The sequence below is a fragment of the Geitlerinema sp. PCC 9228 genome (genome assembly GCF_001870905.1).
Lineage (GTDB): Bacteria > Cyanobacteriota > Cyanobacteriia > Cyanobacteriales > PCC-9228 > PCC-9228.
In genome coordinates this window covers 1-26800 of record NZ_LNDC01000060.1, presented here as the reverse complement: position 1 = coordinate 26800, position 26800 = coordinate 1, and the positions used below count along the sequence as shown (strand labels likewise).

Genomic DNA, 26800 nt, shown 5'->3' with positions numbered 1-26800 from the left:
CAATCTTTAAGAAAGATGGCTACGACTATCAAGTCAATAAAAGTCAATTATTGTCCAGTAAACAACCTATTAGGAAGTAGCAGACGGGTCCTCATGCATGCTCGTTGGCGTCGGATTTGGGCGCTCTTATCAGGGTTGGTGTTGGTAATTTCCTTGCATGGGGGCAGCCAACTTGCATCTACTCCTGCATCTAGGGAATTGATTTTCGATCCGGCTTTCGATTCCGAATCTGTATGGGTGAGTTCTTTCGAGACAGACGATTTCCTAGCTGCCCCATCGTTGGTATCGGAACATTTACCAGCCCTGCAAAAAGGAAAGCAAGCTTACCGGCAAGGAAGGTTGGCTACAGCGTTGCAGTGGCTGCAACGGGAGGAGCGATCGCAATATCAACAAAAAAACTGGCTGGATGCGGCTCTGACGCAAAGTTGGATGGCTTTAACCTACCAGCAGTTAGGAAACACCAAAGCAGCCCACCATGCGATCGCTGAGGGGTTCCAATTGCTGGAACGTTCGCCAGCCGGGGAAGCAGCCGATCGCATTCAGGGGCAGCTTTTCAACGTTCGCGGACAGATGCAGCTCCACGGGGGCAATCCCCAAACGGCTTTGGCTGCTTGGCAGCAAGCAACGAAGTGCTATCAGGCATTGGGAGATGTCTGGGGAACTGCGATCGCTCGGGTCAAACAGGCACAAGCTCTGTACGCCCTCCAAAAAAATCTAGCCGCCGCCGATCTGCTGGCGGAGGTTTGGCATAGCTCTAACCAACAGCCGGATTCTCCCTTCAAAATTCAGCTTTGGTACTGGATGGGGAAGTGGTGGCAGCAAACGGGTAATTTATCCCAAGGCAAACAAGCGTTAGAACGTGCCTTGGTTGTTTTGCGAGGGTCGCCATTTGGCTTATACCGGTGGCAAGCTGCCGGCGAAAGTGCCATTTTATCCAGTTTGGGAGATTTAGCCCGACGCCAACAACAACTCGCCCGGGCTGACGATTTGTACCAACAAGCGGAACAAGTTGCTGCCGCCCACCAATTGCCGGTTTTGCAGATTCAAGCCCAATTGCATCGCTTGCGTTTGGTGGAAAATCAAGCCCAATGGCAGGCAGCCCAACGCCTGGCAGGGAAAATTGCCATTCCTTTGCAGGATTTGCCGGCAACCCGTCGCACCTTGCTGCTGCAGTTGGAACGGGTACGGTTGCTGGCTTGTTTGCAACAGCGAGACCCCTCGTACGGGTGCTTCGTCGCGAACCCTCCCTCCGTTTCCAGAAGCCAACCATGGCTGCCGTGGCAGGAACATTCTCGCCGGCTATACCAACAAACCCAGCAAGCGATCGCAGGGGCAGAGAGTTTGCACGACCGCCAGGCCCTGTCTTGGGCTTGGGGAACCATGGGTTGGTTGCAGGAACGGGAAGAATATCGGGAACTAGCCCTGGCATCCACCCAAAAAGCCCTGCGTCTGGCAGCAGCCACCAAAAGCGATCGCCTGCGCTATCAATGGTACTGGCAAAAGGGACGTTTGCTCTGGCAAAGGGACAATCGTCAGGGGGCTGTAGCTGCCTATTCCCAGGCGTTGGAAACTTTGCAAACCCTGCGCTGCTGCGATGGGGTGACTTACGCCCGCCTGCAAATGGATTTTCGCGATCGCATCGAACCGGTATACCGGCAGTTGGTGGCTTTGCTATTACCACAAGGGGAATTGGGATCGCCGTCGCAGTTGCGCCAGGCACGCCGTACCATCGAACAATTGCAGCGGCTGAAAATGGAGCATTTTTTTCAAGATACCCAGCTGCAAGCAGGTTCCCCAGAAATTCCTCCCCACAGCGGAGTTTGGCATACCATTTTCTTGCCCCAACGCTTGGAAGTGCTGCTGTCGCTGCCCGATGGTAGTTTGCACCGACATACGGTTTGGGTTGGCGAAGCCGATGCTGGTGACATTTTGCAACGCTTGCAAAATTACCTGCGGCAACCCGACCGCACGGTGGACGTACAAACCCTCTCGCAACAGATATACGGCTGGCTGCTGGCACCGTTTGCCGACCGGTTGGGAGATATTGATACTTGCGTGTTTGTACTAGATGGTGCTTTGGCTGGGGTGCCCATGTCGGTTTTGTACGACGGCGAGCACTATTTGCTGGAAAAGTACGCGATCGCACGGGTTCCCGCGGTGGGAATGCTGGCTGACCCTACCCCTTCCCCAACGGCCAAAGCGTTGATTGCTGGTATCGATCGAAGCCGCACCATCAGCGATCGCTATTTTGTGGCGTTGGATAGCGTGCGGGAAGAATGGCAAACCATTCAATCCCTGCTGCCCCACCAACTGTTGGTTAACACTGATTTGACTTATAAAAAATTAAAAGAAAATCTACAGAAAACCCCTTTTTCTATCCTGCATATTGCCACCCACGGGGAATTTCGCTCGCAAATGCAAGATACGTTTCTACTATTGTGGGACCAACTGATGGGAATTCGCGATCTGGAGCGCCTGCTACAGGTGCAACAGACGGAATTTGACCGCGTGTTGGATTTGCTGGTACTCAGTGCTTGCGAAACCGCCCGCGGCGATCGCCAGGCCCCTCTGGGATTGGCAGGTATGGCAATTCGTGCTGGTGCCCGCAGTACTTTGGCGACCCTTTGGCAAGTTAACGATGAATCGACAGCTGCTTTAATGAGTGAATTTTACCGTCAGTACCTCACCCAACCGCAAATGGGCAAAGCCCAAGCCCTGCGTCGCGCTCAATTGCACTTGTGGGAAAGTTCTCAGCGAGATTGGGCGGCACCTTTTTTCTGGGCCCCCTACGTGTTGGTTGGTCGCTGGATGTAGCGATCGCCGGTTTGTCCCGAGTATGGTAGCTTTTCAGGAGCGATCGCTGCCCAATACCACCTGTGGGAGTGTAGCCGCGGGAGGGGGCACGTCCAAATCCACGCCCTGGGCACCTAACAAACGCTGCCAGGCTTGCTGCAACCGGCGATTGTGGGGATTTTGCTGTTGCAAGCGGGCTAGATGGGAAAGCGCATCGTACCAAAGGCCGCGATCGGCAAAAACCTGGTATTGTCGGGCACCGGCCGCGGCCAGCTCCTGTTGCAAAGCCTTACTGGCAGCAATCCGCTGCACCCAACCTTGAACAAACAAGGGAACGTTGGTTTTGTCCTCGCTACAATATACTTTAAAATACCAGCGATAGGACTCTCCAGGTTGCAAAGCTGGTGCTGTATCTGGTAGTTGTACGGGAACCAAACCCGGCGTTCCATCCAGGGTAAACGGTACCCGATACACATCTTCGCGATTTGACTTTTGGAGGACGAACTCACCAACTGGCATTTCTTGCTCTGAGTAAGGAACATAAACCCAAAAAGTCGGGCGTGCGGCCGTGGTTTGCCCCCAGTTCGATTGCGGAATCAGGGCCGTTAGCGGCCTGTCCACCGGTATCTGACAAGCCCCGCGACCGTCACCGGCGGTTTGGGACCCTGGCCGGCCGTCGCCGCTGAAATCTGGGTCCTCTTCTTCGCTTTCGCTGCTGCCACTATCACCGTTGCTCCCACCGCTCGAATTGTTTAGGATAGGGGATACCAAGGACGATCTGACACTTAAAAAAGTTTCTCCAGCTTCACTTGGTTGAATAAATAAGGAGCCGTTGGCGATCGCACCCAAAAGCGATCCTAACAGAACGCTTCTCTGCAAGAGTGTCCAAACGTTATAAGTCATGGCGTTGATACCCTATCCGGGTGTTACAAGGCTGCTACCCTTTCCACTGGTTTGAGTGCTTCTAGCGACTTTGCTGCCAGTGGAAATTGGTGAATCGATCTACGCTAGCCGAAAACCAAAATCCGGACTTTGCGATCGAAATGACAGACGCACCCGTGATGGCACACGCCAAGATAGCTGGGATTGTTGGCACCCAACCACCATATAAAAACAGGACAAAACCTACACCGTATATGCCTCCCGATGTAGCAACCAATACAATGGTTCCCCGTAGTGGTAGCGCTCCCAACCCGGCCACCAAAGCACCACCAACCATTGCCCAAGCACCAATCCAGAGAACTTCCCCCCATTGGGGCCACCACCACAATAAAGGACGTTCCTCTAAAACCGCACCAATCAGCTGGCTGGTCATCTGGGCGTGAATTTCAATACCAGTCATCTTTTGCTTGCCCCGACGGCTAAAGGGGGTATCGTGCAGGTCCTGATTCTGAAACGATACGCCAATTAAAACCACGCGATCGCGAACTAACTCGTGCAAGCGATCGTCCAATGCACCACTTAAAACATCTTGCAACGATACCTTTTGTGGGGAAGTAGTGCGATAGTTAAGCAATACCTGATATCCCAAAGCCTCGCTAGCATCCAGCTGGTAGCCACCAGCATTAGGGGGCAGCTTGTGCAGCACCAAATCGCCAATGCGCAGATTACCATCGGCAGTGCGCGCTTTGGGTCTTTCCTGACCCGCTCGAGCGGCAATTTCCGGCCATTGCTGGTGTTGCTGCAAATATTTCTGAGCTAGGCGATAGCTAAACGACTTATCCACCGGACAGTGTTCGTCCGGAGACATACCCAACAGCTGCCGGCGAATTACCCCATCCGGATCCAGGGGAAAATTGGTAAACCCCAAACGCTCCTGAGCGAAATTGGGCGGCGGTTTCACCCCAGGCAAATCATTGGGAGAATTGCTAACCCGACAAATCCCCACAAAATCCGACATTTGTGCCAAACGCTGGGACAATCGCGGCTGGTAGGGGAAATCATGAATGATATCCGAACCCACCACCGCTGGTTCGTGGGGCACCAGTTTTTGTAGCAGTTTGCGCATAGCCGCGTCGCTGAGAGACCCCCGCCCTTCCATACCGCGCTCGTTTTGGTATTGCACATCTTCTTCATCGACCGTAACAATTAAAAGCCGTTCGTCCTGCGGTTGCGCCGGTCGCAGCCCCATCATCCGGTCGAAATGGCTCAGTTCCCAGCTTTGCAGCCACCCCAGCGATCGCACCCCCACCACCGAGGAAGCCACCAACAGCGCCGCCGTACACACCTGCAACGCCGAAACCCGCGGCACTACCGAACGCTTCTGCCGGGACACTTTTCCCCGCAAATTCTCCCAAGTGGGTGGCGATACCGCAGGATTTTGACAAATCGCCGGCAACCAGCTGGCACAGGGATAGTCCCCTTCCACCCCTTGCAGGCGTTCCCTGGCTTCGCGAACCGCCGTATAGAAAGATTGCCCCGCCGAAAAACTGCTGAGGAAAAAGCGCAAAAATGCCTGAGCGACACGGTCGGGCACTGGTTCCCGCATAACAATAGTTTGGGGAATTTGCAAAGAAGCCAGCTCTTCTCCCAAGCCCAACCCATCGCAGGAATTAAAAATCGCCACTTGCAATCCCCGGGAAATAGCTTTGCGCAGGGCGTGTTTTAACTGTTCTACCGTGAGACTTTCTTGCTCGTTGACAAACAAATGGCCGGTTTGCCCGTTGCCCTGGCTGCTGCTGTGTCCGGCAAAAAACAAAATATCCCAGCCTACTGCATCCCACAGGTATTCGTTCACTTCCTGACGGGAAGGTGCTTCCAAAACCACCACTTCCGCATGGGGGAGGCTTTTCAGCAAATCTCGGTCGGCCGCCACGTCAATGGTGCCAGAAGCCAAGCTTTCCGATAGGGGACGATCGCAGCAGCAGAGTGCGGTTGCTGTGGAATCCTCCTGTTCGGAAGCAGTGGATGGCGTTCCGGCATCGGCCTCCCCCAATATCGCCAAAATGCGCACCGAACGGGACTGGTTGCGAATTTGCTTTTGCGGCGTAAATTCCAGCGAGGCCAGGGAAATTTCAGCGTAGGGATAGTCCTGGAAAAATTGCCACAAATGCAAAGGCAACCGTTTAACTTGCGGGTCCGACCCTTGGATAGCGAAGCGAATTTCCTCATCGGGGGACAACCGCATGCGCAACTGCCGTTCTAGGGGACGAAACTCGGGGGCATCTAACCATGCATCGATTTGTTGTTGGAATCTTTGGCAGACTTGGTGGAATTCGGCGTCGGAAACGTGGGTGATGTCCGCCTCGTCAATTTCAATATCTTCTCCCAGATGGGCGGGCGTAGCAGCGGGTTCGCGGCGGCGTAGGTGAATCAAACGCGCCTCGTAGAGCAATTGGTACAAAAGCTGCCACTGGCGGTACAATTCCAGCAGATCCGGGGCGGCTGGCAGCGACCCCACAAACTGTTCCAAGCTGGGGCTTCCTTCTTCCTGCAGCCACAGGGTTACGCAGGGAAACCCCGCATGTAAGGTTCCCCGACCTAGATTTAAGACGACCAACCTACTCATGGGCGTTTATTGCCGCGGCGCGATCGCGAATTCCTCAGCAATGCGGAAGTCCTTCAACGACACCTCTATCTTAAAGGATTTTCCATAGGGACAAGTAAATCTTTTCAGCTGCATGAAATTATCGTAGCCCCGCGAAGTTAACTCCTGCAAAACGTTTCCCGATTCCGAAAGCAAGGCCAGGCGAATGTTGGATGGCAGCCACTTGTCGCCGTTGGCCGGATGCAGTTGTACCCGCACGCTCACCCGCCGGTCTCCTTGACTTTGTACCACCCCCAATAGCAAAGCCACGGATTGATGCCCCAGCTGCATGCCCAAATCGATGGCTTTGATGCCTTCTACCGCAATTTGCCTGGTATCGGAGGTGGGAATCTGGCGTTTGCGAAAGGCCAGCTGCCGGGGTTGTCGGTCCAAAAAACGGTCCAAGGACTGCCATCCTGCTTGGAATTGCTGGCCAAACCAATCCAACAAGTTAATTGTATCCGATACGGTTTTGGTTTTTTCCTGACAGCGGCGATCGCACAGTTCCCGACGCCAGTGGGGATTGGCCAGCAAGGCGGCCCATTCGCGAAAGGGCAAATCCAGTCGGGGGGAGTACCAGGAGGGTTTTCCCAATACTTGCAACAGTTCTTGGGCTTTGGCAGGGGAAATCAGGGGCACCACTTTGTTGGTGAGCTGCCCTTGAGGGACAATTTCCCGGGATAGCCACAGAGCCGTTAGGTCTTCTACAAGGTCGCTGGCTTCTAGGGAATAGGATTCGTCGGTGGGGTGGTAAGTACCAGCCTGCCGCAGGTGTTGGTAGGTGGTATATCCCCAAATGCGAATCCAGTTGTCCGTAAGGTTCGCTTGCACCCCGAGGTAGTAATCGCTGCGCCAGCCGGCAATATCTACCCATTCTCGCTGTACCCGCAATTGGCAAACGTAGTCGCCCTCCTCCGGTACAATCGTCAGTCGGGTTTTCTCCAGCACCACGGTAAAGCCGTCGATGAGTTCCCACAGACGCAGGTATTCCTCCAATGAACATGCCAATTGCGGCTTTTCGGCGGTTTCGTCCCCTGCGAAATATTCACGTACCAGATGCACGCACAGGCAGTTTCTATAAGCCCGCCACCGGGCTGCTGCATAAGAATAAGCTACATGCTGGGTTTGTTGCCAGGCTCGATCGCGATCGCTTGGCGTAATTTGGAGGAATACCTGATGCGGATACAACATGACCCAATCGTTAAAACTTAGTTTCATCATTGCCCATCCTTATGTTTGATATAAAACGGCATGGTTATCCCGGAGCCATTTTTCAATAAAAGTCGCAACGCTTTTCGGTGAGGAGGGAAATTGACCCAAATCTACCTGTAAGTTGGTTTCTACCTCCTCCCAAAAGGCTGCGTACAGTTCTTGCTGCACCCGAACCAATGCTGGTGATGGCTGTTTGGCGGAATTGTCCTCCAAATCCTCTCCTTCTGGTGAGCTCGGTTGCATCCCTGATGGCGAATCTGTGGCTGATGGCAAGTTGTCCAAAAATTGAGGCGGGGGATTGGCCTCGCTCAAACTGGCTAGCAAATCGCGGCGTTGGGCGATGCTCATGCGTTTGGTTACAATATCTACAAGTAGATCGCCAAAGTAATCGGTACAAGTCTGTGTTAAAAATTCTTTAATATACATCAGACATTCTTTCAAGACATAATCGACTTCCCCACCGAGCGATGGCGAGAAACCGTCGGGTTGCTGTTGGCTCAGGTACTCAAATACGGCTTTCAACAGCTCTTTCTGGAAGCGTTGAAAGTGACGGGCTACCTGATATTGTTTTTTAAGGTTAAGAAAGGTTAAGAAATCGCTTTGGTTGAATCCCAATCCCAACCACAGCTGCAAGCAGGTTTGGGTTCTGCTGTCTAGTTGCTGGAATCGTTGCCAAATGACTTTTTTAATGCCCTGCAAGCGTTCTTGTTCTTCCGTAGATGCCAGAATATCAAAAGGTGTTTGGTTGGGGTCGCTAAAGTCTTCTTGGGGGTCGAGGGGAAAAGAACGGGCATTCTGACAGTGACGGGTAGCCCGGGCACAAGTTTCCAGCATTTGTTGCATTTCGCTGGCATCGATGGAGGCTACCGACCCCACCCAAACCCGGTCATTGGTAGGTTGCGATCGCCTTTGCAAATATTGATTGTAGCGATCGGCAATCACCTGCAAGCGATCGCCCGAGAGATACTTCAACACGGCATTGCGGTGGCCGTTGCTGTGAGAAGAACTCGCCGCCAGCCATTCATCGGCACATTCATTAAAAGCCTGCCAAGCCAAACAGTACAATTCCAGAGGCTTATCCAAACTAGAACCACTGTACTGCAACAAATAATTTCTCAGCTCCCCCTCGTGAATGCGACGCAGCAACCCGTAGTCAGAAAACTTAATATTCTCTAGCTTTAACTCCCGGGAAACTTGATTGCGAATCATCCGTTTAATGCTATTAAACGTATAATCTTGCAAAGTAAACTGACTTTGAAAATTAAACCGACGCAATATTTTTTCTGGCTTGGAAGTCGCCGTGCTCGCAATCACAAAACATTCTTCGAGGGGATACTGCAAAGCAATATAAGAATTATTTTGAAACTCCCGATACACCTGCGAAGCTGCTTTCCAGCAAGCCGGTTGAAAGTAACAAAACAAAAACTTGCGAAACACATCAATATAAAACGTATAGCAGGACATGCCTGCCAGCGGAAAATTCGTTCGGTACAAAAACCAGTACGTTTTGGGGGATTCTAAAATTTTCATAAGAAAATACCGCGCCCAGGTTTCAGTACTGGTTGGTGTTTGCGCGCCAACCAAAAATTCCATAATATTTCTGAGCATGGGATTGCTCTTTTGGATAGGAGCAATTGCAGTTCTACCCTCCCGATCTCCGAGAGAAAGATAGGTAGAAAATCTGCCAATCGTTTCAGACCTACTCATGGAATTCTACTATCTATATAGGCTGCTAAAATGAAAAGTATGCACGCAAAGCGGATATGGGAAAGTTGGCTGGCACCGCGCAAACATCATGGAATCATTGGCAATCCAAAGCAATGCGTTGCTCGGGCAAAAGGTTGTTTTTACCACTAGAAATTCTCCATAGAAAGCGCCCCATCCACCTCCAAGACCACTGAAGGAAGGCATTCGGTCTAGCTACAATAGGGAAACTCGATGGTATTCTCTTGACAGAACGGTTGTTCGATCTTGCCCCGGTCGAACAGGGGAACGGGTCGGGCCACCCCATATCCTTGAGCGTAATCGACGCCCAAAGCTCGGAGTTTTTCCAAGACAGCTTGGTTTTCTACACATTCAGCGATGGTTTGAATTCCCATCAATTTACCAATCCGATGGATGGATGCCACCATGGCTTCGTTAATCGCATTGGTATCCATATTCTGGATAAATTTGCCATCAATTTTGAGAGCATCTACTGGCAAATTTTGTAAGTACCCCAAAAACATACCGCTTCCAAAATCATCCAAGGCAAAACGAATTCCCCAATCTTTCAATTTTTGGATTAACTGTAAGGTTCGCGACAGATTGGTAATAGCAACCGTCTCGGTAATTTCAAAACAAATTAGGGTCGGCGATATCTTGTACTGCGCCAATTTTTCTTCCAGAAAACAAACAAATTGTTGGTCGTTGAGCGTAGCACCGGAAAGATTAATCGTATAGACGTTGTTGTTGGTTTGATTGGTCCCATATTGCTGTAAAATGCCGAACAAATTTTCAATTGCCCACTGGTCGATCGAGGGCATGAGGTTGTTGCGTTCGGCCGCGGGAATAAACGCCATAGGAGAAATCACTTTTCCCGTTTCGTCGGCGAAACGCAGCAGCAATTCGTAGTGTCTGGGATGGGTACTGTGGTTGATTAGGGGAACAATGGGTTGGTAGTAGAGGCGAAAGTGCTTGCCAGCTGGGTTGAACAGATGGGGAGAGCGTGATTGGGTGGGATAGCTTTTCAAGCGATCGCGGTAGGAAGGAGCCAAAATCGCCTGGTTAAGGCTATTTTTCCACTCGCGCGTTTCTTGCAGTTGCCGCTCGGGGGATTCGTTCCCCCGATACAGGTGAATACAATTGCGCCCTTGGTTCTTCGCGGCATAACAAGCCAAATCGGCAGCGCGCAGCACTTGGTCGACCGAGAACAGGTAACCGTCAAGACGCACCATGCCAATGCTAATGCCGATGGAGAATACCTTGTCTTGCCACACAAAGCGAAACTGCCGTACCGCTTGCAACAGGTTGTTGGTGACTCGCATGGCTTCGCTGGGGGAACACTGGTGCAACAGCAGGGCAAATTCATCGCCCCCCAAACGGGCCAAACAATCGCTTTGACGGCAGTTGGCACGCAGGAGGTCGCTTACTTGACGCAGCAGTTCGTCACCAGCGGCATGGCCGCAGCTATCGTTGACCCCTTTAAATTGGTCTAAATCCAAATAGCATAGGGTTGATTCCGGCGCTTCCCGATTCAAATCTTCCAGAACGGTTTGCAGGCGATGGACGAAGTGACGGCGATTGATCAGACCGGTGAGTTCGTCGTGGCTGGCTTGCCAGGAAAGCTGCTGGTTGGCTTCTAAAAGCTGGCTGGTGCGCTGCAAAACCAACTCTTCCAATTTTTCTCGATATTGGTGTCGTTCGGTTTGGACATTTTCCCCTTCCGCAAGCACTTGGGCACTTTCGGAAACGCGATTTTCGGTTGGCCCGGTTGCATGCAGCCACCAGCGAAACACTTCTACCACTACGTAAATTGCGATCGCGGCGGTGGCGATTTTCAAAGCACTCACCAGCCAATAGTAGCTATGCCAAAGCTGCCAAATATCCAGCAACCGGTCGATGCCGCAAAGACCAAAGAAAACGCCTAAAATCGGCGTGAGTCGATGTGCTGGTAGCTCCTGGGATAACCAATGGCGCGTCACCAACCCCACCACCAAAGTATAGCAAGCGATCGCTACCAACAAGTCGGCACTCACTTGCACCCACACCATGGTAGGCGGTGGAAATTCAAATAGAAAAAGAGTTGGCGAGGCTCTCAGAGCGTTATCCATAAACGGAGATTCTCCTGCTAGGGAAAACGAGATTTAGTTGGACGTTTGGCATAACTCGCAGGCAACGGCGTCGGGGAATTCTACATGTTGCTAGCTTCGATCTGCGAGCAAACCAAGAAAATAGATTTTTCTACTGCTTGCTTTGGTGGGAAGGATTTTATGTATGCAGCTAGGGGGAATTTTTTCTAGCAACAACAAATGGATAAGCGCTGCTGCGGGTTACTGGTCCAAAAATCGAACAGCTGTGGCGCTGGACAATGGCGGCGGCACTTGCAAAAAAAATCGGTGAAATTGGGTATCATGGGAAGCAAGCACTTGTCGTGTGTCGTTCGCCATCGAGATCCTATTAAAATCATGCAGAGCTGTTCGTGGGAGGCAAAGTATCATGGACCCTGGCAAGCAACAAATTATGGGGTTCTTTCTTGAAGAAGCTAAAGAACATTTGGATACCATTGAAAAAGGCTTGTTGGATTTGCGAAATACCCTGCAAGACCCAGAAAGTATTAACGAACTCTTCCGTGCCGCTCACTCAGTCAAAGGGGGCGCTGCCATGCTCGGTTTTGGCGGTATCCAAACCGTGGCTCACCGCATGGAAGATTGTTTTAAGATCCTAAAAGAAGATCCCCCCGACGACATCAGTGAGGATACGGAATCTTTATTTTTTAAGGGGTTCGATACCCTGAAGGATTTGTTGGATAGGCTGGAAAGTGCTGAGGGCTTGCGGGAAGAGGAAGCCGAATCGGCAGCGAAAGAGGCTGAACCTTTGTTTGGCGAGTTACAAAAGCATTTAGAAAATATTGTGGGCAGCGATGTGGCAGCGGCTGCCTTAGACAAGAGCAACCAAGGGGGCAGCAGCGCCCCCAGCAGCGAAAGTGCCGCCCCACCCGAGACAGAGGCAGCGCCCACCCCAGCATTTGTCGTGCCGGTGGTGGATGTTTTGAAGCAAATGCTGCATATTTTCCGCCAGGAAGAAACCCCAGGAACGCGCAAGCAACTGCAGGCACACTGCGATCGCTTGTTGGAGTTGGGGGAAGAAACGGAAACCTGGCAAACCCTAGTGAGAACGGCGAGAAGAGCGATCGCCTATCCCGACAACAGCTACGTAGCCCTTGCCCCGCCGATTATCAAAGAATTAAAAGCAGCGGCGGAACAGGTAGACGCCAAGCAAGCCAGCGACATTGCCCCCAGCGATGCCCTGCAAGAACTGGCAGGTTCCCCAGATTCTTCCATGGAAGAAATTTGTTTGCCCCCGGATGTGGAAACCGCTACCCAAGTTCTGCGACAAGGCAAGCCCCGCCCCTGGTTGGTGAAGCTGGTGAAAACGCTAGCCGCCCAATTAAAATCCTGAAAAACCAACTAAGCAAAGTCCATATTGCCCAGTTCCGGCGGTACGTCTTGAATGCGACCGGGTCCTACTGCCTGCAAAGCCTCCGAAAGCACCACGTCGCCGGTATAAAGAGCGCGACCGATGATGGCACCCGCAACCCCGTAGGGTTCTAGGGTCAGCAAATTGAGCAAGTCGGTTACCGAACGAATGCCCCCCGAAGCGATGATGGGAACGTCGGTACAGTTGGCGATTTCCCGTAGGGCTTCGATGTTGGGACCGCTGAGGGTGCCATCGCGGTAGATATCGGTATAAATGATGGTTGCTACGCCCTGTTTGGCCATTTGTAAAGCCAGGTCGGTGGCTAGAATTTCCGAGGTTTCCAACCAACCTTTGGTGGCTACTTTGCCATTGCGCGCGTCAATGCCGATGGCAATGCGGTTGGGAAATTCCTGGCATAGGGTGCGAATGGTTTCCGGTTGTTCGACAGCGGTGGTACCGAGAATGGCTTGCTGTACTCCCAGTTCCATAACTTCAGCAACGCTTTGGTAGTTGCGCAAACCGCCACCTACTTGTACGGGAACGGAAACGGCTTCGGCGATCGCGGCGATCGCTTCTTGGTTTTGCGGGGTTCCCGCCTTGGCACCGTCCAAATCCACTATGTGGAGGCGGGTCGCTCCCTGGTCTTCCCATTTGCGGGCTACATCCACTGGGGATTGGTCGTAGATTTGTGACTGTTGGTAATCGCCCTGGTACAGGCGTACGCAGTGTCCTTCTAGAATGTCAATAGCCGGAATTACATGCATAGTGTGCTTCGTGCTGCCCAATTGGGCTTGGTGTTCGTGGTTTAACAAAAATTGCTAAATAATAACAATAGCAAGACTCGTTTTGCTTCCCAAACTTTTTATAATGAAGGGAAACAGCCTATGGTTTATTTTAACGTTGCCCTCTTGCGATCGCGTTGTTTTTAAGACAAACAGCGCCTGCTAGCATTTGATTATTTTCTTAAAAAGAATTTGTATATTATGAACATGAACTTTCCCAGCCAACAGATTATTCGCCAGCAGCATCAAAATCCGCAGCCAGCTTTGGTAATTCCCATACGGTTTGCCGCGATCGCAGTGGCACCCAACCAACGCTATCGCCTGCAAGGATTTGCCCCCCAAAGCGATCGGTTAATCGCGGCCCTAGAATCGGTCATGACCCGTTTTGGACTTCATTGGGAATACCAACGGCAACCCGATCGCTGGGGCGAATACATCACCATCCACATGCAGCTATCCAGCCGCCAGCAAATTACCGACATTCGCCAAGCCATTCAATCCATCGGCGGCATTGTCAACGAAATGCAAACCCAATACGAAATTCGCCGCCCGGATAACGCCCCACCCCGTTGGGAACTGGAACGCCCCACCCCTTGCGTCGGCTGCCGCCACTACTATGGCAAAACCCACGGCAGGCAGCTATTGATTTGTGCCATGCATCCATTCGGCTATCCCGATTCTTCCTGCCCGGATTGGGAAGGTTCCTAGTCAACGATTTTGGAGGCAAAAATGACCAGCAACTTAGAAACCCAAAACTGCGTACCCTGTCGGGGAAATTCTCCCCCGATAACGGAAGCAGAGTTTGCCGAACTCAAACAGCAAATTCCCGATTGGGAACGTATTTACATAGATGGAGAACCACGCCTGCAACGTTGCTATAAGTTTCGCAATTTTCGCCAGGCGCTGGCGTTTACCCAGAAAGTGGGGGAAGCAGCAGAAGAGGCAGGGCACCATCCCGCGATTTTAACGGAGTGGGGGCGGGTTACGGTGACCTGGTGGACCCACGCCATTGGCAGCTTACATCGCAATGACTTGATTATGGCAGCACGCTGCGATCGCGTGGCCTCTGAATTGGCTGAAGGGAAATAACCGGTCAAAATCATTTCAGGGCTGTGAATTTGCTCTATTTTGCTAGATGGAACATAAAAAGGTTGTTTTGTAAACATTATCTCAATAAAAATTTGCATTTCCTGCCTATTTTTGTTACATTTTGAAAAGAAACGATTCCCGCCTAGCTACGGAGTTTTCCCTATGAACCTTTTTGATAATCTAATTCCCAAACCTGTGGTCGTGAAATCTCAGTCTCGTGCTTACGAACTCAAAGACCGCCTCGACTGGGGAGAACCCGCTTTAACGATTGTCGATGCCCGCGACCGAGAGTCTTTCAACCAAGGTCACATCATGGGTGCCATTTCCATGCCCGCTAGCGAACTGATTCCCCGCGCTAACGCCAATTTAGAGACCAACCGCGATATTTACATTTACGGCGAAACCGACGAAGAAACCGAAGCGGTGGCAGCTCAACTGCGTTCTGCCGGTTACGAAAACGTATCGGAACTTCTTGGCGGTTTGGCAGCTTGGAAAGCAGCCGGATATCCCGTTGAATCTGTCAGCTCGGCAGCCGCTTAACTCCGCCAGTTGATAGAAAAACGGTTCCCAGCTACTTTCTAAGCCAAACCACGCAACAGACCATGTTTGCTCGCTTGGGAGACCAAGCGGGCTTTTTTCCGTTCTGTATTATAACGTATTGGCTTTTTTTGGCAAGTGTTCAGAAATAAAGTTTTGCAAAGCGATGGATTATTGCGATTGTAAAATACTCGCTGTCGTCAATAAAAAGCGATTATGATAGGCAATTGCTGGCATCTTCCCGATTCCCCAGAACTTGATATTGCTGCTTTATCCAGAATCTTTGATAAAGTCACAAACTCTTATAAATATTTATTCTTTTTATCTTTGCTAGATATCCTCAAAAGAAGGCAATTGGATGTTGAAGCACCAATTACCTTTCGAGAAATCATCATAGAGATGCTGGCAAATGCCTGGTATCCATACACATATTTTCAGCTTTCTTTTGGAACGCAAGACCAAATAACATCTAGCTTGGATGCGTTGAATGTGCCCAGCAGCCAAGCAGTTATCCCCTTTAATGACAGAGATAAAGAACAACTACGCCAAATAATTTCTACGTGCAATCTAGACCAAATCGTCAAGCGTTTAACCAGATTTGTACCGTTTCGCTTGCTTAGTCCTTTCTTAGACAGCGAAATTAAAGCAGAAAAAATTGATAAAGGAAAAGGAACCAAATTAGAGTATGCCATTCCCGCGATCGCAGCTAACTTATTTTACAGTCAAAAACCACTTTATTGTTTCGGTTCAAGCGAACATACCCAAGTAAAAGCATGGGAATATAAAGATTGTATCTCTCTTATTATTCATCCAGCATGGGGTTTGTATCTAGAAAATAACTATACGAGCGTTAAAAGCTGGGCATCTTGGCATTGGTTGGACTATATGAAGCAAAAAAATACCCATATTGCTGATATTGCCGGTAAACTCTTTACTAGCCAAGAAAGAGCGTTTTTACCAGATTAGAGAATATGGAAAAATACAATCGCAATGTTAAACAGACTCACTATTTTATCCATTGAAATCTCCTCTGTAAGTCGATTCGCAAATTGCCCCTACAAAATTTTTGTGATTTGTACACATCGGATTTGGTATGACTGTATCTTCCCTCTATCATATATATGATGAATATATCAATTGCATTCATAGCAATTTGGACCATATAATTGCTAGGATATGCGATCGCTTGGCAATTTCCACTGGTGCCGCTTGTTCTTCTGGCGTAGAAACCCCATCCCACGTCTTACGCGCTATTGGTTTACCAGAAAATTGTATTGATGGAGCCTTGCGCATTGGGATTGGTAAATTTACGACCGATGCCGATATCGAAACTGCTGCTCAAATTCTAACTGAAGAAATCGTCAAAATTCGCCAGCTTCTTGCAAATACCTAACCAAGGATGACTGCGTAGTTTGCTTTCGTTTCTATCCTGACAACCAATGAAAGTTCGTTCCTACAGCTAAAATCTGGTCTATTTATTAGCTTGCCAGAGAAGAAATCGTTTCACGCGATCGCTTTTTCTTCCATTCATCACCAATATTGGGATAGTATCGATACGATGGAGCTACAAGAATATATCCCCAACCAAATATGGACCTGCAAATATCCAGTTCATTATGCCGGATGCGATTTCACCGGTAGAATGACCGTGATTCGACCTGCCAACGGCTACCTGATGCTGCATTCCCCATGCCAAATCGATGCCGACCTCAAACAAGCCATCCAGGCATTGGGTGAAGTTGGCTATATCGTTGCACCAGGTTCGTTCCACCATCCTCTAGAGAATATTCTAAGCTGGGATTTTCAGCGTATCATTGTTTCTCATGGCGATCTCATCGAACATGATGCCCGGGACGTTGCCCGGCAGGCTTGGGCAAAACCTTTGAGTGGGGAATAATTTTCTGGTAGCGATCGCTTATTTATTTTCCCAGAGAAAACGATCGTTGAGGTACCAAATTTGAAAATACAGATTTTATAAATTGATTTTCTAGCCAATACTGCGAAAACGGTCCCTGGCTAGCAACTTTTTCGATACAAAGATTTCATTAGTATCTCGCTTCCAGAGAATGTGGTCTTGCGGTTCCATACCGTGTCTTTGTGCCAAACGTTCCAAAAAAACCAGAACGTCGATAGGATGTTCGCCTTTGAATTTCGGGTATAAAACTTCTGGCATAGATTTTTGATTGTTGAACGAATTGAATTGGAAATGATATGCTAGCGCGTTTTTTTTATCAAAAGTTTTGACAGTTTTGCCAATGGTTTTTGAACGCAAACTGGCAGGGGGCACTCCCCTGCCAAATGGTGCTTCTTTTTAAAGAAGGATATTAGACACTAGCTTTTTGACGTGCTGATTCCATTTGCTGGGCGACAAATTCCCAGTTAACCAAATTATTCAAAAAGGTGTCGATGAAATCGGGCTTGCGATTTTGATAGTCCAAGTAATAAGCATGTTCCCAAACATCGCAAGTTAGCAAGGGCGTTTCTCCCAAAGCAATGGGGTTAATAGCATTGGGTGTTTTGGTTACTTTCAACTTGCCATTGTTATCCAGTACCAGCCAAGCCCAACCACTGCCAAATTGAGTGGCACCAGCCTGTTTGAACTCTTGCTTAAATGTGTCTACGCTACCAAAATCTTCGGCGATTTTATCCGCTAGGGCACCGCTGGGGGCACCACTGCTGTTTGGAGACATACAGTTCCAGAAAAAGGTGTGGTTCCAAGCTTGGGCAGCGTTGTTAAACAAGCCGGTTTTGGACGAATCGTTGTAGGTGGCTTTGATGACTTCTTCGATGGAACGATCCGCCATCCCCGCATCCTGTACGAGTTGGTTGTACTGGTTTACGTACTTGGCGTGGTGCTTGTCGTGATGGAACTCCAATGTCCGGGCAGACATGTGGGGTTCTAGGGCGTCGTAGCTGTAAGGAAGGGGTGGCAGTTCGTACGTCATAGTTCGTGTTCTCCTTGTGAATACCAGCAATCTTGGCAAATGGTGGAAGCCAATCTAGAAAAATGTCGGCTTCCCATTTAGCGATCGCACCAATTCCTTTGGCGTTACGTGTTACATTTTGTCACCTACAAATGAGAGTGACAATCCCCTAACCGGGGGATGGGGGACAAGGGGGGATGGGTGGTCAAATTCAAATTCATGGTATAGATATTTTTGTATGTCGTATCATTGCTGAAAAAATAACCATCCTCTTGGAATCCCTAAATGCCCTGATAGAGTGCTTCGCGAAGCTTCTCTACGAAGCAAACCAATTCTTTCTTGCAGAATTTTTAGAGAATGGAGTAAAAATATAATTTATATGCTTTTCTTGGGAGAAATATAAAAATTAACATTTTATATAAGATTTGCTTGCTGCGATGGTGTTTCACGATTCATCATCCCCTGAATGGGTCCAAATTGCTGGTTCCAGGGAGGTTTATAGCCAATCCAATGTGTACAAATCACAGAACTTGTGTAGGGGGAATTTGCGCATCGACCTACACCAGGGAAATTCAATGGGGAAAATAGCAACTCTGTTTGAGGTGGATTTGGTATTACCTTCAATTCTGGTTATTTTTGGCCAGAAATGGCAGAATCGGGATCGATGCTCAACGAAGCTAACAACGAATGTTTTTTAAGGAAGAATGAATATGTTTTGGAAGCGATTGTTCTTATTGATATTAGGTTTCGGATTGGTTTTTAGCCTATCGATTTCCTCTCAAGCCACCGATGGATTGGATATGGCTAGCGATTTAACTGGTCAGTACAGAGTGGAAGGAACGAACCCAAGCGGCGGACAATATGAGGGAACGGCTGAAATAACGAAAAATGGTGAAACGTATCAAATTCGCTGGAATATCGGTTCAAACGAAACTTACGAAGGGGTTGGTATCGTGCAAGAAGATGCGCTAGCAGTGAGTTTTCAAAGCGGGCAAGTTTCTGGTGTGGTTGTCTATCAAATACAAGAAGAGCCCAAGTTCGTTGGTCGGTGGGCTGTGATGGGCGATCGCAGTATTCAGACCGAAACGCTGACCAAAAAAGAACTTTAGCCCACGATACCATCGCCAAATTGATGGATGGGGGCGGAGGGACTTGAACCCTCACGGCTCTTACGAGCCAACGGATTTTCATTCTTACTGTGGCTTTCACCACGGTTTTCCTTGTGTTGGAAAACCCTAAGAATTGGACTCTCCCTTTACCCTCGACTTGACGTTAGGGTAGCTCCCGTCGAGTCTCTGCACCTTCCGCCACCAGTCAGCTCAACTTCCCAGTAGCGGCTTGGCTCAGGGTTGCCTTATCTGCAACGAGACGTAGGTTTCCCTGAATTTGAGAGCGTTCACTTGGCAGATTTCTCCACCAAGGCTCAATTCCTTTAAGTCCGCAGCGTCTACCATTCCGCCACGCCCCCAAAAAGGAAGGCAAGCCAACTTGCTTACCAAATTCTATATTATTACATTTCCCCCAAAAAAAAGCAACCTTTATCATGGCCATAGCCAAATACCAACCACAGCGATCGCGAACAACGGTACAATAGAAACCATTCCCACAATGCCGACTCTATCTGGAAAAAACAAATGCCTACGCTCTTGGTATTGCTAACCTATGCGGTTCTCGCAGGTACTTATTTGCTGGTCGTACCCGGGTTGCTGTACTTTTACCTCAAGCAACGCTGGTTCGTTGCCAGTTCCTTTGAACGGGGCTTTATGTACTTCATGGTATTTTTCTTCTTCCCTGGTATGCTCCTGTTAAGTCCGTTTCTAAATTTGCGCCCCAAAAAACGGCAAATCTAAGTCAGGCTGGGGAATAGGGGAAACTCAACTTGTTTCCTTGTTCCCCATTTTCTCTTCTCGCTGGCGAACTCCAAACAAAATCTATGCGTAGAATCGACGTTATTATTATCGGTATTGTTATCCTAGCCGGTGGCGGCTTGGTTTATTTCGTCTTGCAGTGGGCTGGACTCAATACCCTCAATGCCGGGATTTGGACGCAAGCTTTATTGGTTTTGGGTTTGATTGGCTGGATGGTGAGCTACCTGTTTCGCGTGGTTACCAGCCGCATGACCTACCACCAACAGCTCAAAGAATACGAAGATGCGGTTTTGCAAAAGCGTCTCGAAGAAATGTCTCCCGAAGAAATTGCCCAACTGCAAGCAGAAGTAGAAGCGGAAAAACAAGCCAAAGCCAACCAGCAAACTACCCAGGAAAAAGACGTATCCAGCCAGCAGCAACAGTGATATAATTAGCCTGCTATGGGAGAAATTTTGAATTAATCGGTTTCTCTAGAACTTTTCGTTTGATTTTCTATTGATGCTTTCGGTTTCCCAACGTTTCCAGCAGCTACGCAAAACCAACCCTCCCCAGTGTGCCTTGGTTGCTTTTATCACCGCTGGCGATCCGGATTTGGCTACTACAGCCAGGGCGCTGACCGCTCTCGATCGATCTGGTGCCGATATTTTGGAATTGGGCGTTCCTTACTCCGATCCCCTCGCCGATGGTCCGGTCATTCAAGCTGCAGCCACCAGAGCATTGCGACAAGGTGTTTCCTTGGAAAAGGTCTTGGAAATGGTGTCTCAGGTGACGCCTACTCTCAGTGCGCCTATTGTGCTGTTTAGCTACTACAATCTGATTATTAACTGTGGGGTGGAAGCTTTTTTGCAACGCATTGCTGCGGCTGGGGTGAAGGGGTTGGTGGTGCCTGACTTGCCTTTGGAAGAATCCCAAGAATTGCTGGAGATGTCACCTCAATACGACATAGAAGTGGTGCTTCTGGTTGCCCCGACGAGTTCTCCCGAACGTATGAAAGCGATCGCGGAAAAATCCCAAGGATTTATTTACTTGGTTAGCGTTACTGGGGTAACCGGCATGCGATCGCAGGTGGAAAGCGTTGTTAAAGACCGCTTGGCATCCCTACGCCAAGTAACTGACAAACCCATTGGCATTGGATTTGGGATTTCCCAACCGGAACAGGCACGTCAGGTACAACAATGGGGAGCTGATGCTGTTATTGTAGGCAGTGCTTTTGTCAAACGTCTGGCAGATGGTTCCCCAGAACAAGGGGTTCAATCAGCCAGCGATTTTTGCCAATCTTTGAAACAAGCCATCTCCCCGACAAATCAAAGTTAAAAAAAAACAAGCTATTGCCATCAAGCCCGATCGTAAGGCTTTGTTGTTAGACGAACGGGGAAAAAAAGCGGTACATTGGAAATCAGTAGAAACGCAGGGAAACGGGGGTATTGCGGGGATGGGAGAGATGGTTACTCTCCTCTACCTCCTCCGCTCGATCGGGCTATCTACGAATTGCCAAAGCGATCGCGCTAAAAGCAAAAATTCCGTGTGGGGAAAGTGAGTCGGAAGCGTTTGTCGAACGCTTCAATTTGTTATTTTTATTCCATATAGACCCAAACCAAAAAGGGTGGAGACCAACAAAGATGGGAACAACCGTCAGCATCAAAGATATCCGGTACGAAGCGAAAATTGTTTGGCTGGAAGATATTCAGCAACTACCTTGGGTGCGAGAAAGATTAGCTGACTTGCGCACGCGCAAAAATCTTTCCAAAACGGCTAAGTTGAACATAGAAAAGCAAAACGAAGGGGAAACCTTAGTTGGCTATGCCGAACTTGAGGATGGGGCCCCCACCACGGCTGGAAAATACTTTCGTCGGCGCATTTTTACCCTCAAAACCAGCGATCGCGGTCAAAACAACGGCAGCATCGAGCTACCACCAGAAGCCGTAGACCCCGCCAGTGTGGCCCCGAGAATTGGAGGCAGGCATCCCAAAACCCCTTTCAGTCAAAATGCCGTACCCCCACCATCCAGCGCTCAAATCGCCGTACGCCTCCCTTACAATCTTTACCATCAACTCAACCAACATGCCAAAGAAGCGGGGATTTCCAAAACTGACGTTGTGGTTGCTGCCCTCGCCAAATACTTCCAAGTTACGGATAACATGCCCCTGGCAGAACGCCTTGCCCAGTTGGAAGCCCGGGTGGCGTCGTTGGAACAGCAGCGATCGCTGTAGAATGGGGAGCGTGGGAGCTTGGGAGCTTGGGAGCTTGGGAGCTTGGGAGCTTGGGAGCTTGGGAGCGTGGGAGTTTGGGAGTTTGGGAGCTTGAGCTTGGGAGATATAATTGGTTGTTTTCTCCGATGCTCCGACGCCCCGATGCTCCGACGCCCCGATGCTCCGACGCCCCGATGCTCCGACGCCCCGATGCCCCCATACTTTTCTAAGTGACTGCTACCGCCGCAGCTTTCTGTTCGATGATTTTTTGAATCACTTCTTCCACAGCTTTGTCTGGAGTAGAAGCGCCGGAAGTAACGCCAACCACCAATTCTCCTTCTGGTAGCCAGTTTTCCGTTACTTCTAGGCTGCCGTGCAGGGGTTTGTGTTCGATGCGGTTGTCAGCCGCAATGCGTTCGGCACCATCGATGTGGTAGGAAGGAATGCCCCGTTCGATGGCAATCTCCTGCAAGTGGGTAGTATTGGAAGAGTTGAAGCCGCCAATGACCACCATCAAATCCAATTTTTCTTCCACCAGCTCAAACATAGCATCTTGGCGTTCTTGGGTGGCATCGCAGATGGTGTTGAACGACCAAAAATGTTGGTTGACGTTTTCGGCACCGTATTTTTGCATCATGGTGCGCTCGAAAAGCTTGCCAATTTGTTCGGTTTCGCTTTTGAGCATGGTGGTTTGATTGGCAATGCCCACCCTTTCCAAATCTTGGTCTGGGTCAAAGCCAGGGGAAGTAGCATTTTGGAATTTTGCCATAAATTCTTCTTTGTCGCCGCCGTGGAGGATGTAGTCGGCAACATAGCGCGCTTCCTCTAGGTTGAGTACCACCAAATATTTATCGGCAAAGGAACTGGTGGCAATGGTTTCTTCGTGTTTGTATTTGCCGTGGATGATAGAAGTATATTCTTTCTTTTTATGGCGTTCCACGGTATTCCAAACTTTGGAAACCCAAGGGCAGGTAGTGTCTACAATGGTACAGCCTTTGTCATGCAGCAGTTGCATTTCTTCAACGCTGGCACCAAAAGCCGGTAGGATCACCACATCATTTTCTTCAATGCCGGAAAAGTCTTTTTGACCGTTTTCTACCGGGATAAACTGTACCTCCATATCCCGCAGGTGTTGGTTCACCGAAGGATTGTGAATGATTTCATTGGTAATCCAGATGCGCTGGCTGGGGAATTGCTTGCGAGTTTCGTAAGCCATGGCAACGGCGCGTTCTACGCCCCAGCAAAATCCGAAGGCTTCTGCCAGACGAATGGTGACATTGCCCCGCGTCAGCCAATTGTTGTTGTTGCGAATTTCTTGTATTAAGGGGCTTTGGTAGGCAGATTCCATCACCCCAGCGATCGCTTCTTGATGGCCAAAACCGCGACGATTGTATTTTTCCGAATCCCGTAGGGAGCGTTTAAAAGCTTTTGTATCCATATTTTCTATGACAATAAGTGGACAAAACGCGCAATAACGTTGGCAAAAACAACGTTCTCTTTTCCACAGTCTATATTCATTTCGATTTTCCGTCAGTGCGATCGCGATTTATTCTAATGGCGGCAGCACCATTTGAGCGTACATTTGCATGGCAGAACGCCACACCAAATATCCCCGTTCGTTGAGATGCAAGCCATCGGTGCTTAATTTGGGATTGAGTTTGCCTTCTTCATCCACAAACAGAGGATAGAGGTCTAAATAATAGGTCCCCATTTCCCCAGCGATCGCTCGCAAACGGGTATTGAGCGTACGAATGCGGGTGTTGGAAACATAGGCAAAGCGATCGCGACCTTCCCAGGTAGCCGCCTCACCAGCGTGGGGCAAAATCGACTGCACCACAATATAGGCCTCAGGATGCTCTTCTTGCAGGCGGCGCAAAATTTGCCGGTAGTTCTCCAAAAGCACCTCATCCTCCATCCCCCGCAGCAAATCGTTAATCCCAATCATAATAAAAATGCGATCGGGATGGGTGGGACGAAACAAATCCAGGCGTTTGAGCACCCCCGCCGAAGTATCCCCAGAAATACCTTGATTGAGCCAAATGCTGTTCGCAGGCAACCACTCATGGGGAAACCACAGCGTAATCGAATCCCCCAGCAAAATCGATAAATGGGCAGGCGACTGCGCTGCGATCGCATTGGCTTCCTTTTCCAGAATTTTCAACCACTCTTGGTAGCTCAGGTGGTGTCGTACCCCCAAAGCCGGAGACGGTTCCTCTGGGGTAGGAGCAACATGCAAAGAAACCGCATTGCCAGGCGCATTGCCACCAAAAACATTGGCAGTAGGTGGCTTAGGTGGTTGCGCGGATTTGTGCGGCCAAAAAACCATCCCCAACCCAGCTACAGCCAAGCCATTGACAGCCAGCAACAACCAAGTCCAAACAGAAAAATGTTTTACTGGATTAGACACGCCAATCGCCTCAAACCAAACCCTTTGCCCACGATTTTGCCACGGAATCGCATTTTCGGAGATGTTTAATGGGTACCACCTCCTAATGGATGATTTCCTCTAGAGACCTAGGTGCTTGCCCTTGCCCTGAGTTTGCCGAACAGTGGGAGGATTTTTGGGCTGATATCCGGCATGGGGAAAACCATATTTGTCTGTATTTGTCTGTTTCAAGAAGACCCTTGCCAGATCCCCACAAACCAAAAAAAAGAGCAGGAAGTTTGCCATGACTTCCCACTCCTTGCGTTTTCCATGCCAATCATTACATGGTTGTTTTCGCTAACATAGCAACAGAAAGCTATTTAGAAGCTTCCTTGATAAAGCCGTGATAGGCTTCCATACCGTGTTCGCCGATATCCAGACCTTCTTTTTCCTCATCTTCAGAGACGCGAATGCCGAGGGTTGCTTTCAACACCAGCCAAAAGATGGAAGAAAGCACCACCGTGAACAAACCAATGCTGAGAATGCCGATAATTTGGGCAAGAAAATCAGCCGTGCTACCGGATTGCGTAAAGAAAGGAAAAGCCACAGCAATGGTTCCCCAAGCACCGTTAACCAAGTGAACGGAAATCGCCCCCACGGGGTCGTCAATTTTAAGCACACTGTCAAAGAAAGGCACGGCGAAGACCACCAAAACCCCAGCAATAACACCAGTAATGGCAGCTCCTGCATAGGTCATCGCATCGCAACCAGCGGTGATTGCGACCAAACCGCCCAAAATTCCGTTAATAATCATGGAAATATCGGGCTTGCCATCTTTGATAGCCGAAGTAATGGTTGCAGCCACACCACCAGCTGCCGCCGATAGGTTCGTAGTTACAGCAATATAGGGAACATTTGGCGTTGCAGCCAATTCGGAACCGGGGTTAAATCCAAACCAGCCGATCCACAGAATCAGACATCCCAGGGTTGCCAAGCTCATGTTGTGCCCCGGAATGGCTTGCGGCCTGCCATCTTCGTATTTGCCCGTTCTCGGTCCAATCCAATAGGCACCCATCAAAGCTGCCCAGCCACCGACGGAGTGGACAATGGTAGAACCGGCAAAATCTTGGAAGCCACCGCCAACGTTGTTCAGCCAGCCGCCACCCCAGGTCCAATGACCGGTAATAGCATAGGAAATCCCTACCAACAGCAGACTGAAAACAATAAATGCAGAAAACCGAACCCGTTCGGCGACCGCACCAGAAACGATGGTTGCTGCCGTTGCAGCGAACGCTACCTGGAACAGGAAGGAAACGGGAATGGGCAATCCTTCTGGGAAGGGTGCCAAACCATAGGTTGCTGGATCGCCACTGCTGAGAAACCAGCCGCCACCGCCGATAAAGCCGCCTCCCTGGCCGTACATGAAGGAAAAGCCCACAGCCCAATAAATCAGGGTCGCCAGGGCAAACACAATCAAGTTTTTCGAGAGGATGTTAACGGCATTTTTCTGGCGGCAGAACCCAGTTTCCAGCATGCCGAAACCGGCGTTCATGAAAATAACCAGAATGGAAGCAACCACAATCCAAATGGTATTCAAAACCCCCTGAACGTATTCTGGGGTCAGCTCTTGTTCCTGAGCTGAGGCTGCCGTACTCCAGAGGGCAACAATCAGAGCTGCAAGGGGAATACAAGCCCACAGGCTCGGAGAGAGACGTCGCCATTTTTTGGGAATCCTGGGCAACCAGGAAGCGGCGGTATACCGATTTGTTTTTCGGTGATTTCTAGATTTACTAGATTTTGGCTTTACGATTGAAGTCATTGTTTGACTTTACCTTGATTACTTCGGTGGATACTCACAGAGTCGATGTAGTCGTTTGGCAACCCCCAAACCGCAACCTTCGATTGCGGTTGGACCAATCTCATCAAGCCATTTATAGAGGCTTTTCGTTGGGTTAATTTTACTGTTTTGATAGCTGGCAACTTGTGCATACAGCTACCGTTGGCAATGATGGGGAATAGTTTTTCGTTGAATTTTCCCAGAACATGCTACAGGGACAAAGGAATTACTCCCAGAGAAGAACAGCCACGATTCCTGGATTTTTTTACCTGGTCCTTTCTCCGAAAGCGATGGATTCGCTGAGAGCAGTTTTTGACCAATGTATAGAATGTATTTTTGCCAGTTATCAAGGGTTTTGTTCTGTATCAAATAATACAATTTTCCGGCTCTTTGCCTAGAAAGCTCCAAGAAATCCCTTGACACTCTCACGAATAGAATTCGTGAGATTCTCGCTTCATCGGGTGTGCCTAGATGGATTCGCTATGCTAACCCATCCCCGG

Annotated in this window: 23 protein-coding genes and 1 pseudogene; 13 read left to right on the top strand and 11 right to left on the bottom strand. The window is 49.6% G+C overall.

The features are described from left to right. Nucleotides 1-93 precede the first annotated feature (93 nt). Complete coding sequence (locus tag AS151_RS04720; RefSeq protein WP_071515897.1) at nt 94-2814, top strand: CHAT domain-containing protein; 2721 nt, start codon at nt 94-96, stop codon at nt 2812-2814. 33 nt (nt 2815-2847) lie between these two features. Here the strand turns inward: AS151_RS04720 and AS151_RS04715 are convergent, their stop codons facing one another. From AS151_RS04715 to AS151_RS04695, 5 genes are all read right to left on the bottom strand, one after another. Next, complete coding sequence (locus tag AS151_RS04715; protein ID WP_084639402.1) at nt 2848-3696, bottom strand: DUF928 domain-containing protein; 849 nt, start codon at nt 3694-3696, stop codon at nt 2848-2850. 61 nt (nt 3697-3757) lie between these two features. Then, nucleotides 3758-6301 (bottom strand): CHASE2 domain-containing protein, encoded by a 2544-nt coding sequence (locus AS151_RS04710; RefSeq protein WP_071515895.1) that lies wholly within the window; start codon nt 6299-6301, stop codon nt 3758-3760. A gap of 6 nt (nt 6302-6307) precedes the next feature. Next, nucleotides 6308-7540, bottom strand: a complete 1233-nt coding sequence (locus AS151_RS04705; protein WP_084639401.1) for a DUF1822 family protein — start codon at nt 7538-7540, stop codon at nt 6308-6310. 9 nt (nt 7541-7549) lie between these two features. After that, entirely contained in the window at nt 7550-9139 is a 1590-nt protein-coding gene (locus AS151_RS04700) for a hypothetical protein (protein ID WP_139240512.1), read from the bottom strand. A 308-nt stretch (nt 9140-9447) separates the two neighbouring features. Next, nucleotides 9448-11343 (bottom strand): EAL domain-containing protein, encoded by a 1896-nt coding sequence (locus AS151_RS04695; protein WP_084639400.1) that lies wholly within the window; start codon nt 11341-11343, stop codon nt 9448-9450. A gap of 385 nt (nt 11344-11728) precedes the next feature. Here AS151_RS04695 and AS151_RS04690 point away from each other — a divergent pair, with 385 nt between their 5' ends. Further along, a complete protein-coding gene (locus AS151_RS04690; protein WP_071515891.1) occupies nt 11729-12691 on the top strand; it encodes an Hpt domain-containing protein in 963 nt (320 codons plus the stop codon). Nucleotides 12692-12699: 8 nt separating this feature from the next. Here the strand turns inward: AS151_RS04690 and hisA are convergent, their stop codons facing one another. Then, entirely contained in the window at nt 12700-13473 is a 774-nt protein-coding gene (gene hisA / locus AS151_RS04685; protein ID WP_071515900.1) for a 1-(5-phosphoribosyl)-5-[(5-phosphoribosylamino)methylideneamino]imidazole-4-carboxamide isomerase, read from the bottom strand. A gap of 225 nt (nt 13474-13698) precedes the next feature. On the opposite strand from hisA, the gene AS151_RS04680 reads away from it, so the two are divergent. The 6 genes and pseudogenes from AS151_RS04680 (at nt 13699) to AS151_RS04655 (ending at nt 17014) form a co-directional block, all read left to right on the top strand. After that, on the top strand, nt 13699-14199 hold the full coding sequence (locus tag AS151_RS04680) for a hypothetical protein (protein ID WP_071515890.1): 501 nt from the start codon (nt 13699-13701) through the stop codon (nt 14197-14199). Between the two features lie 21 nt (nt 14200-14220). After that, the gene (locus tag AS151_RS04675) at nt 14221-14580 is read left to right on the top strand and encodes a 4a-hydroxytetrahydrobiopterin dehydratase (protein WP_071515889.1); all 360 of its coding nucleotides are present in this window, start codon (nt 14221-14223) and stop codon (nt 14578-14580) included. Nucleotides 14581-14742: 162 nt separating this feature from the next. Then, nucleotides 14743-15120 (top strand): rhodanese-like domain-containing protein, encoded by a 378-nt coding sequence (locus tag AS151_RS04670; protein WP_071515888.1) that lies wholly within the window; start codon nt 14743-14745, stop codon nt 15118-15120. Between the two features lie 213 nt (nt 15121-15333). Beyond that, nucleotides 15334-16083, top strand: a complete 750-nt coding sequence (locus AS151_RS04665; protein WP_071515887.1) for a hypothetical protein — start codon at nt 15334-15336, stop codon at nt 16081-16083. Nucleotides 16084-16279: 196 nt separating this feature from the next. Then, nucleotides 16280-16510 (top strand): annotated as a pseudogene (locus AS151_RS04660) (aminotransferase); the annotation flags it as partial. A gap of 90 nt (nt 16511-16600) precedes the next feature. Next, the gene (locus AS151_RS04655) at nt 16601-17014 is read left to right on the top strand and encodes a hypothetical protein (RefSeq protein WP_211517524.1); all 414 of its coding nucleotides are present in this window, start codon (nt 16601-16603) and stop codon (nt 17012-17014) included. Nucleotides 17015-17104: 90 nt separating this feature from the next. Here AS151_RS04655 and AS151_RS21330 read toward each other — a convergent pair whose 3' ends face one another. After that, nucleotides 17105-17290 carry a hypothetical protein gene (locus AS151_RS21330; RefSeq protein WP_139240511.1) on the bottom strand — a complete coding sequence of 62 codons (186 nt, stop codon included), beginning with the start codon at nt 17288-17290 and terminating at the stop codon, nt 17105-17107. A gap of 151 nt (nt 17291-17441) precedes the next feature. Beyond that, on the bottom strand, nt 17442-18062 hold the full coding sequence (locus AS151_RS04645) for a superoxide dismutase (RefSeq protein WP_071515883.1): 621 nt from the start codon (nt 18060-18062) through the stop codon (nt 17442-17444). Between the two features lie 683 nt (nt 18063-18745). On the opposite strand from AS151_RS04645, the gene AS151_RS04640 reads away from it, so the two are divergent. The 5 genes from AS151_RS04640 (at nt 18746) to AS151_RS22470 (ending at nt 22119) form a co-directional block, all read left to right on the top strand. Then, nucleotides 18746-19150 carry a hypothetical protein gene (locus AS151_RS04640; RefSeq protein WP_139240510.1) on the top strand — a complete coding sequence of 135 codons (405 nt, stop codon included), beginning with the start codon at nt 18746-18748 and terminating at the stop codon, nt 19148-19150. A gap of 525 nt (nt 19151-19675) precedes the next feature. Further along, nucleotides 19676-19891, top strand: coding sequence for an NAD(P)H-quinone oxidoreductase subunit L (gene ndhL / locus AS151_RS04635; protein WP_071515881.1), 216 nt, complete (start codon nt 19676-19678; stop codon nt 19889-19891). A gap of 83 nt (nt 19892-19974) precedes the next feature. After that, the gene (locus AS151_RS04630; protein WP_071515899.1) at nt 19975-20334 is read left to right on the top strand and encodes a DUF3007 family protein; all 360 of its coding nucleotides are present in this window, start codon (nt 19975-19977) and stop codon (nt 20332-20334) included. A 73-nt stretch (nt 20335-20407) separates the two neighbouring features. Continuing rightward, the gene (gene trpA, locus AS151_RS04625; RefSeq protein WP_071515880.1) at nt 20408-21223 is read left to right on the top strand and encodes a tryptophan synthase subunit alpha; all 816 of its coding nucleotides are present in this window, start codon (nt 20408-20410) and stop codon (nt 21221-21223) included. A 305-nt stretch (nt 21224-21528) separates the two neighbouring features. After that, nucleotides 21529-22119 (top strand): DUF6009 family protein, encoded by a 591-nt coding sequence (locus tag AS151_RS22470; RefSeq protein WP_211517523.1) that lies wholly within the window; start codon nt 21529-21531, stop codon nt 22117-22119. Nucleotides 22120-22324: 205 nt separating this feature from the next. Here the strand turns inward: AS151_RS22470 and AS151_RS04615 are convergent, their stop codons facing one another. From AS151_RS04615 to AS151_RS04605, 3 genes are all read right to left on the bottom strand, one after another. Next, nucleotides 22325-23536 carry a 4-hydroxy-3-methylbut-2-enyl diphosphate reductase gene (locus AS151_RS04615; RefSeq protein WP_071515879.1) on the bottom strand — a complete coding sequence of 404 codons (1212 nt, stop codon included), beginning with the start codon at nt 23534-23536 and terminating at the stop codon, nt 22325-22327. A 108-nt stretch (nt 23537-23644) separates the two neighbouring features. Continuing rightward, nucleotides 23645-24505, bottom strand: a complete 861-nt coding sequence (locus AS151_RS04610) for a GDSL-type esterase/lipase family protein (RefSeq protein ID WP_071515878.1) — start codon at nt 24503-24505, stop codon at nt 23645-23647. Between the two features lie 334 nt (nt 24506-24839). Further along, nucleotides 24840-26282 (bottom strand): ammonium transporter, encoded by a 1443-nt coding sequence (locus AS151_RS04605; protein WP_071515877.1) that lies wholly within the window; start codon nt 26280-26282, stop codon nt 24840-24842. Between the last annotated feature and the right edge of the window lie 518 nt (nt 26283-26800).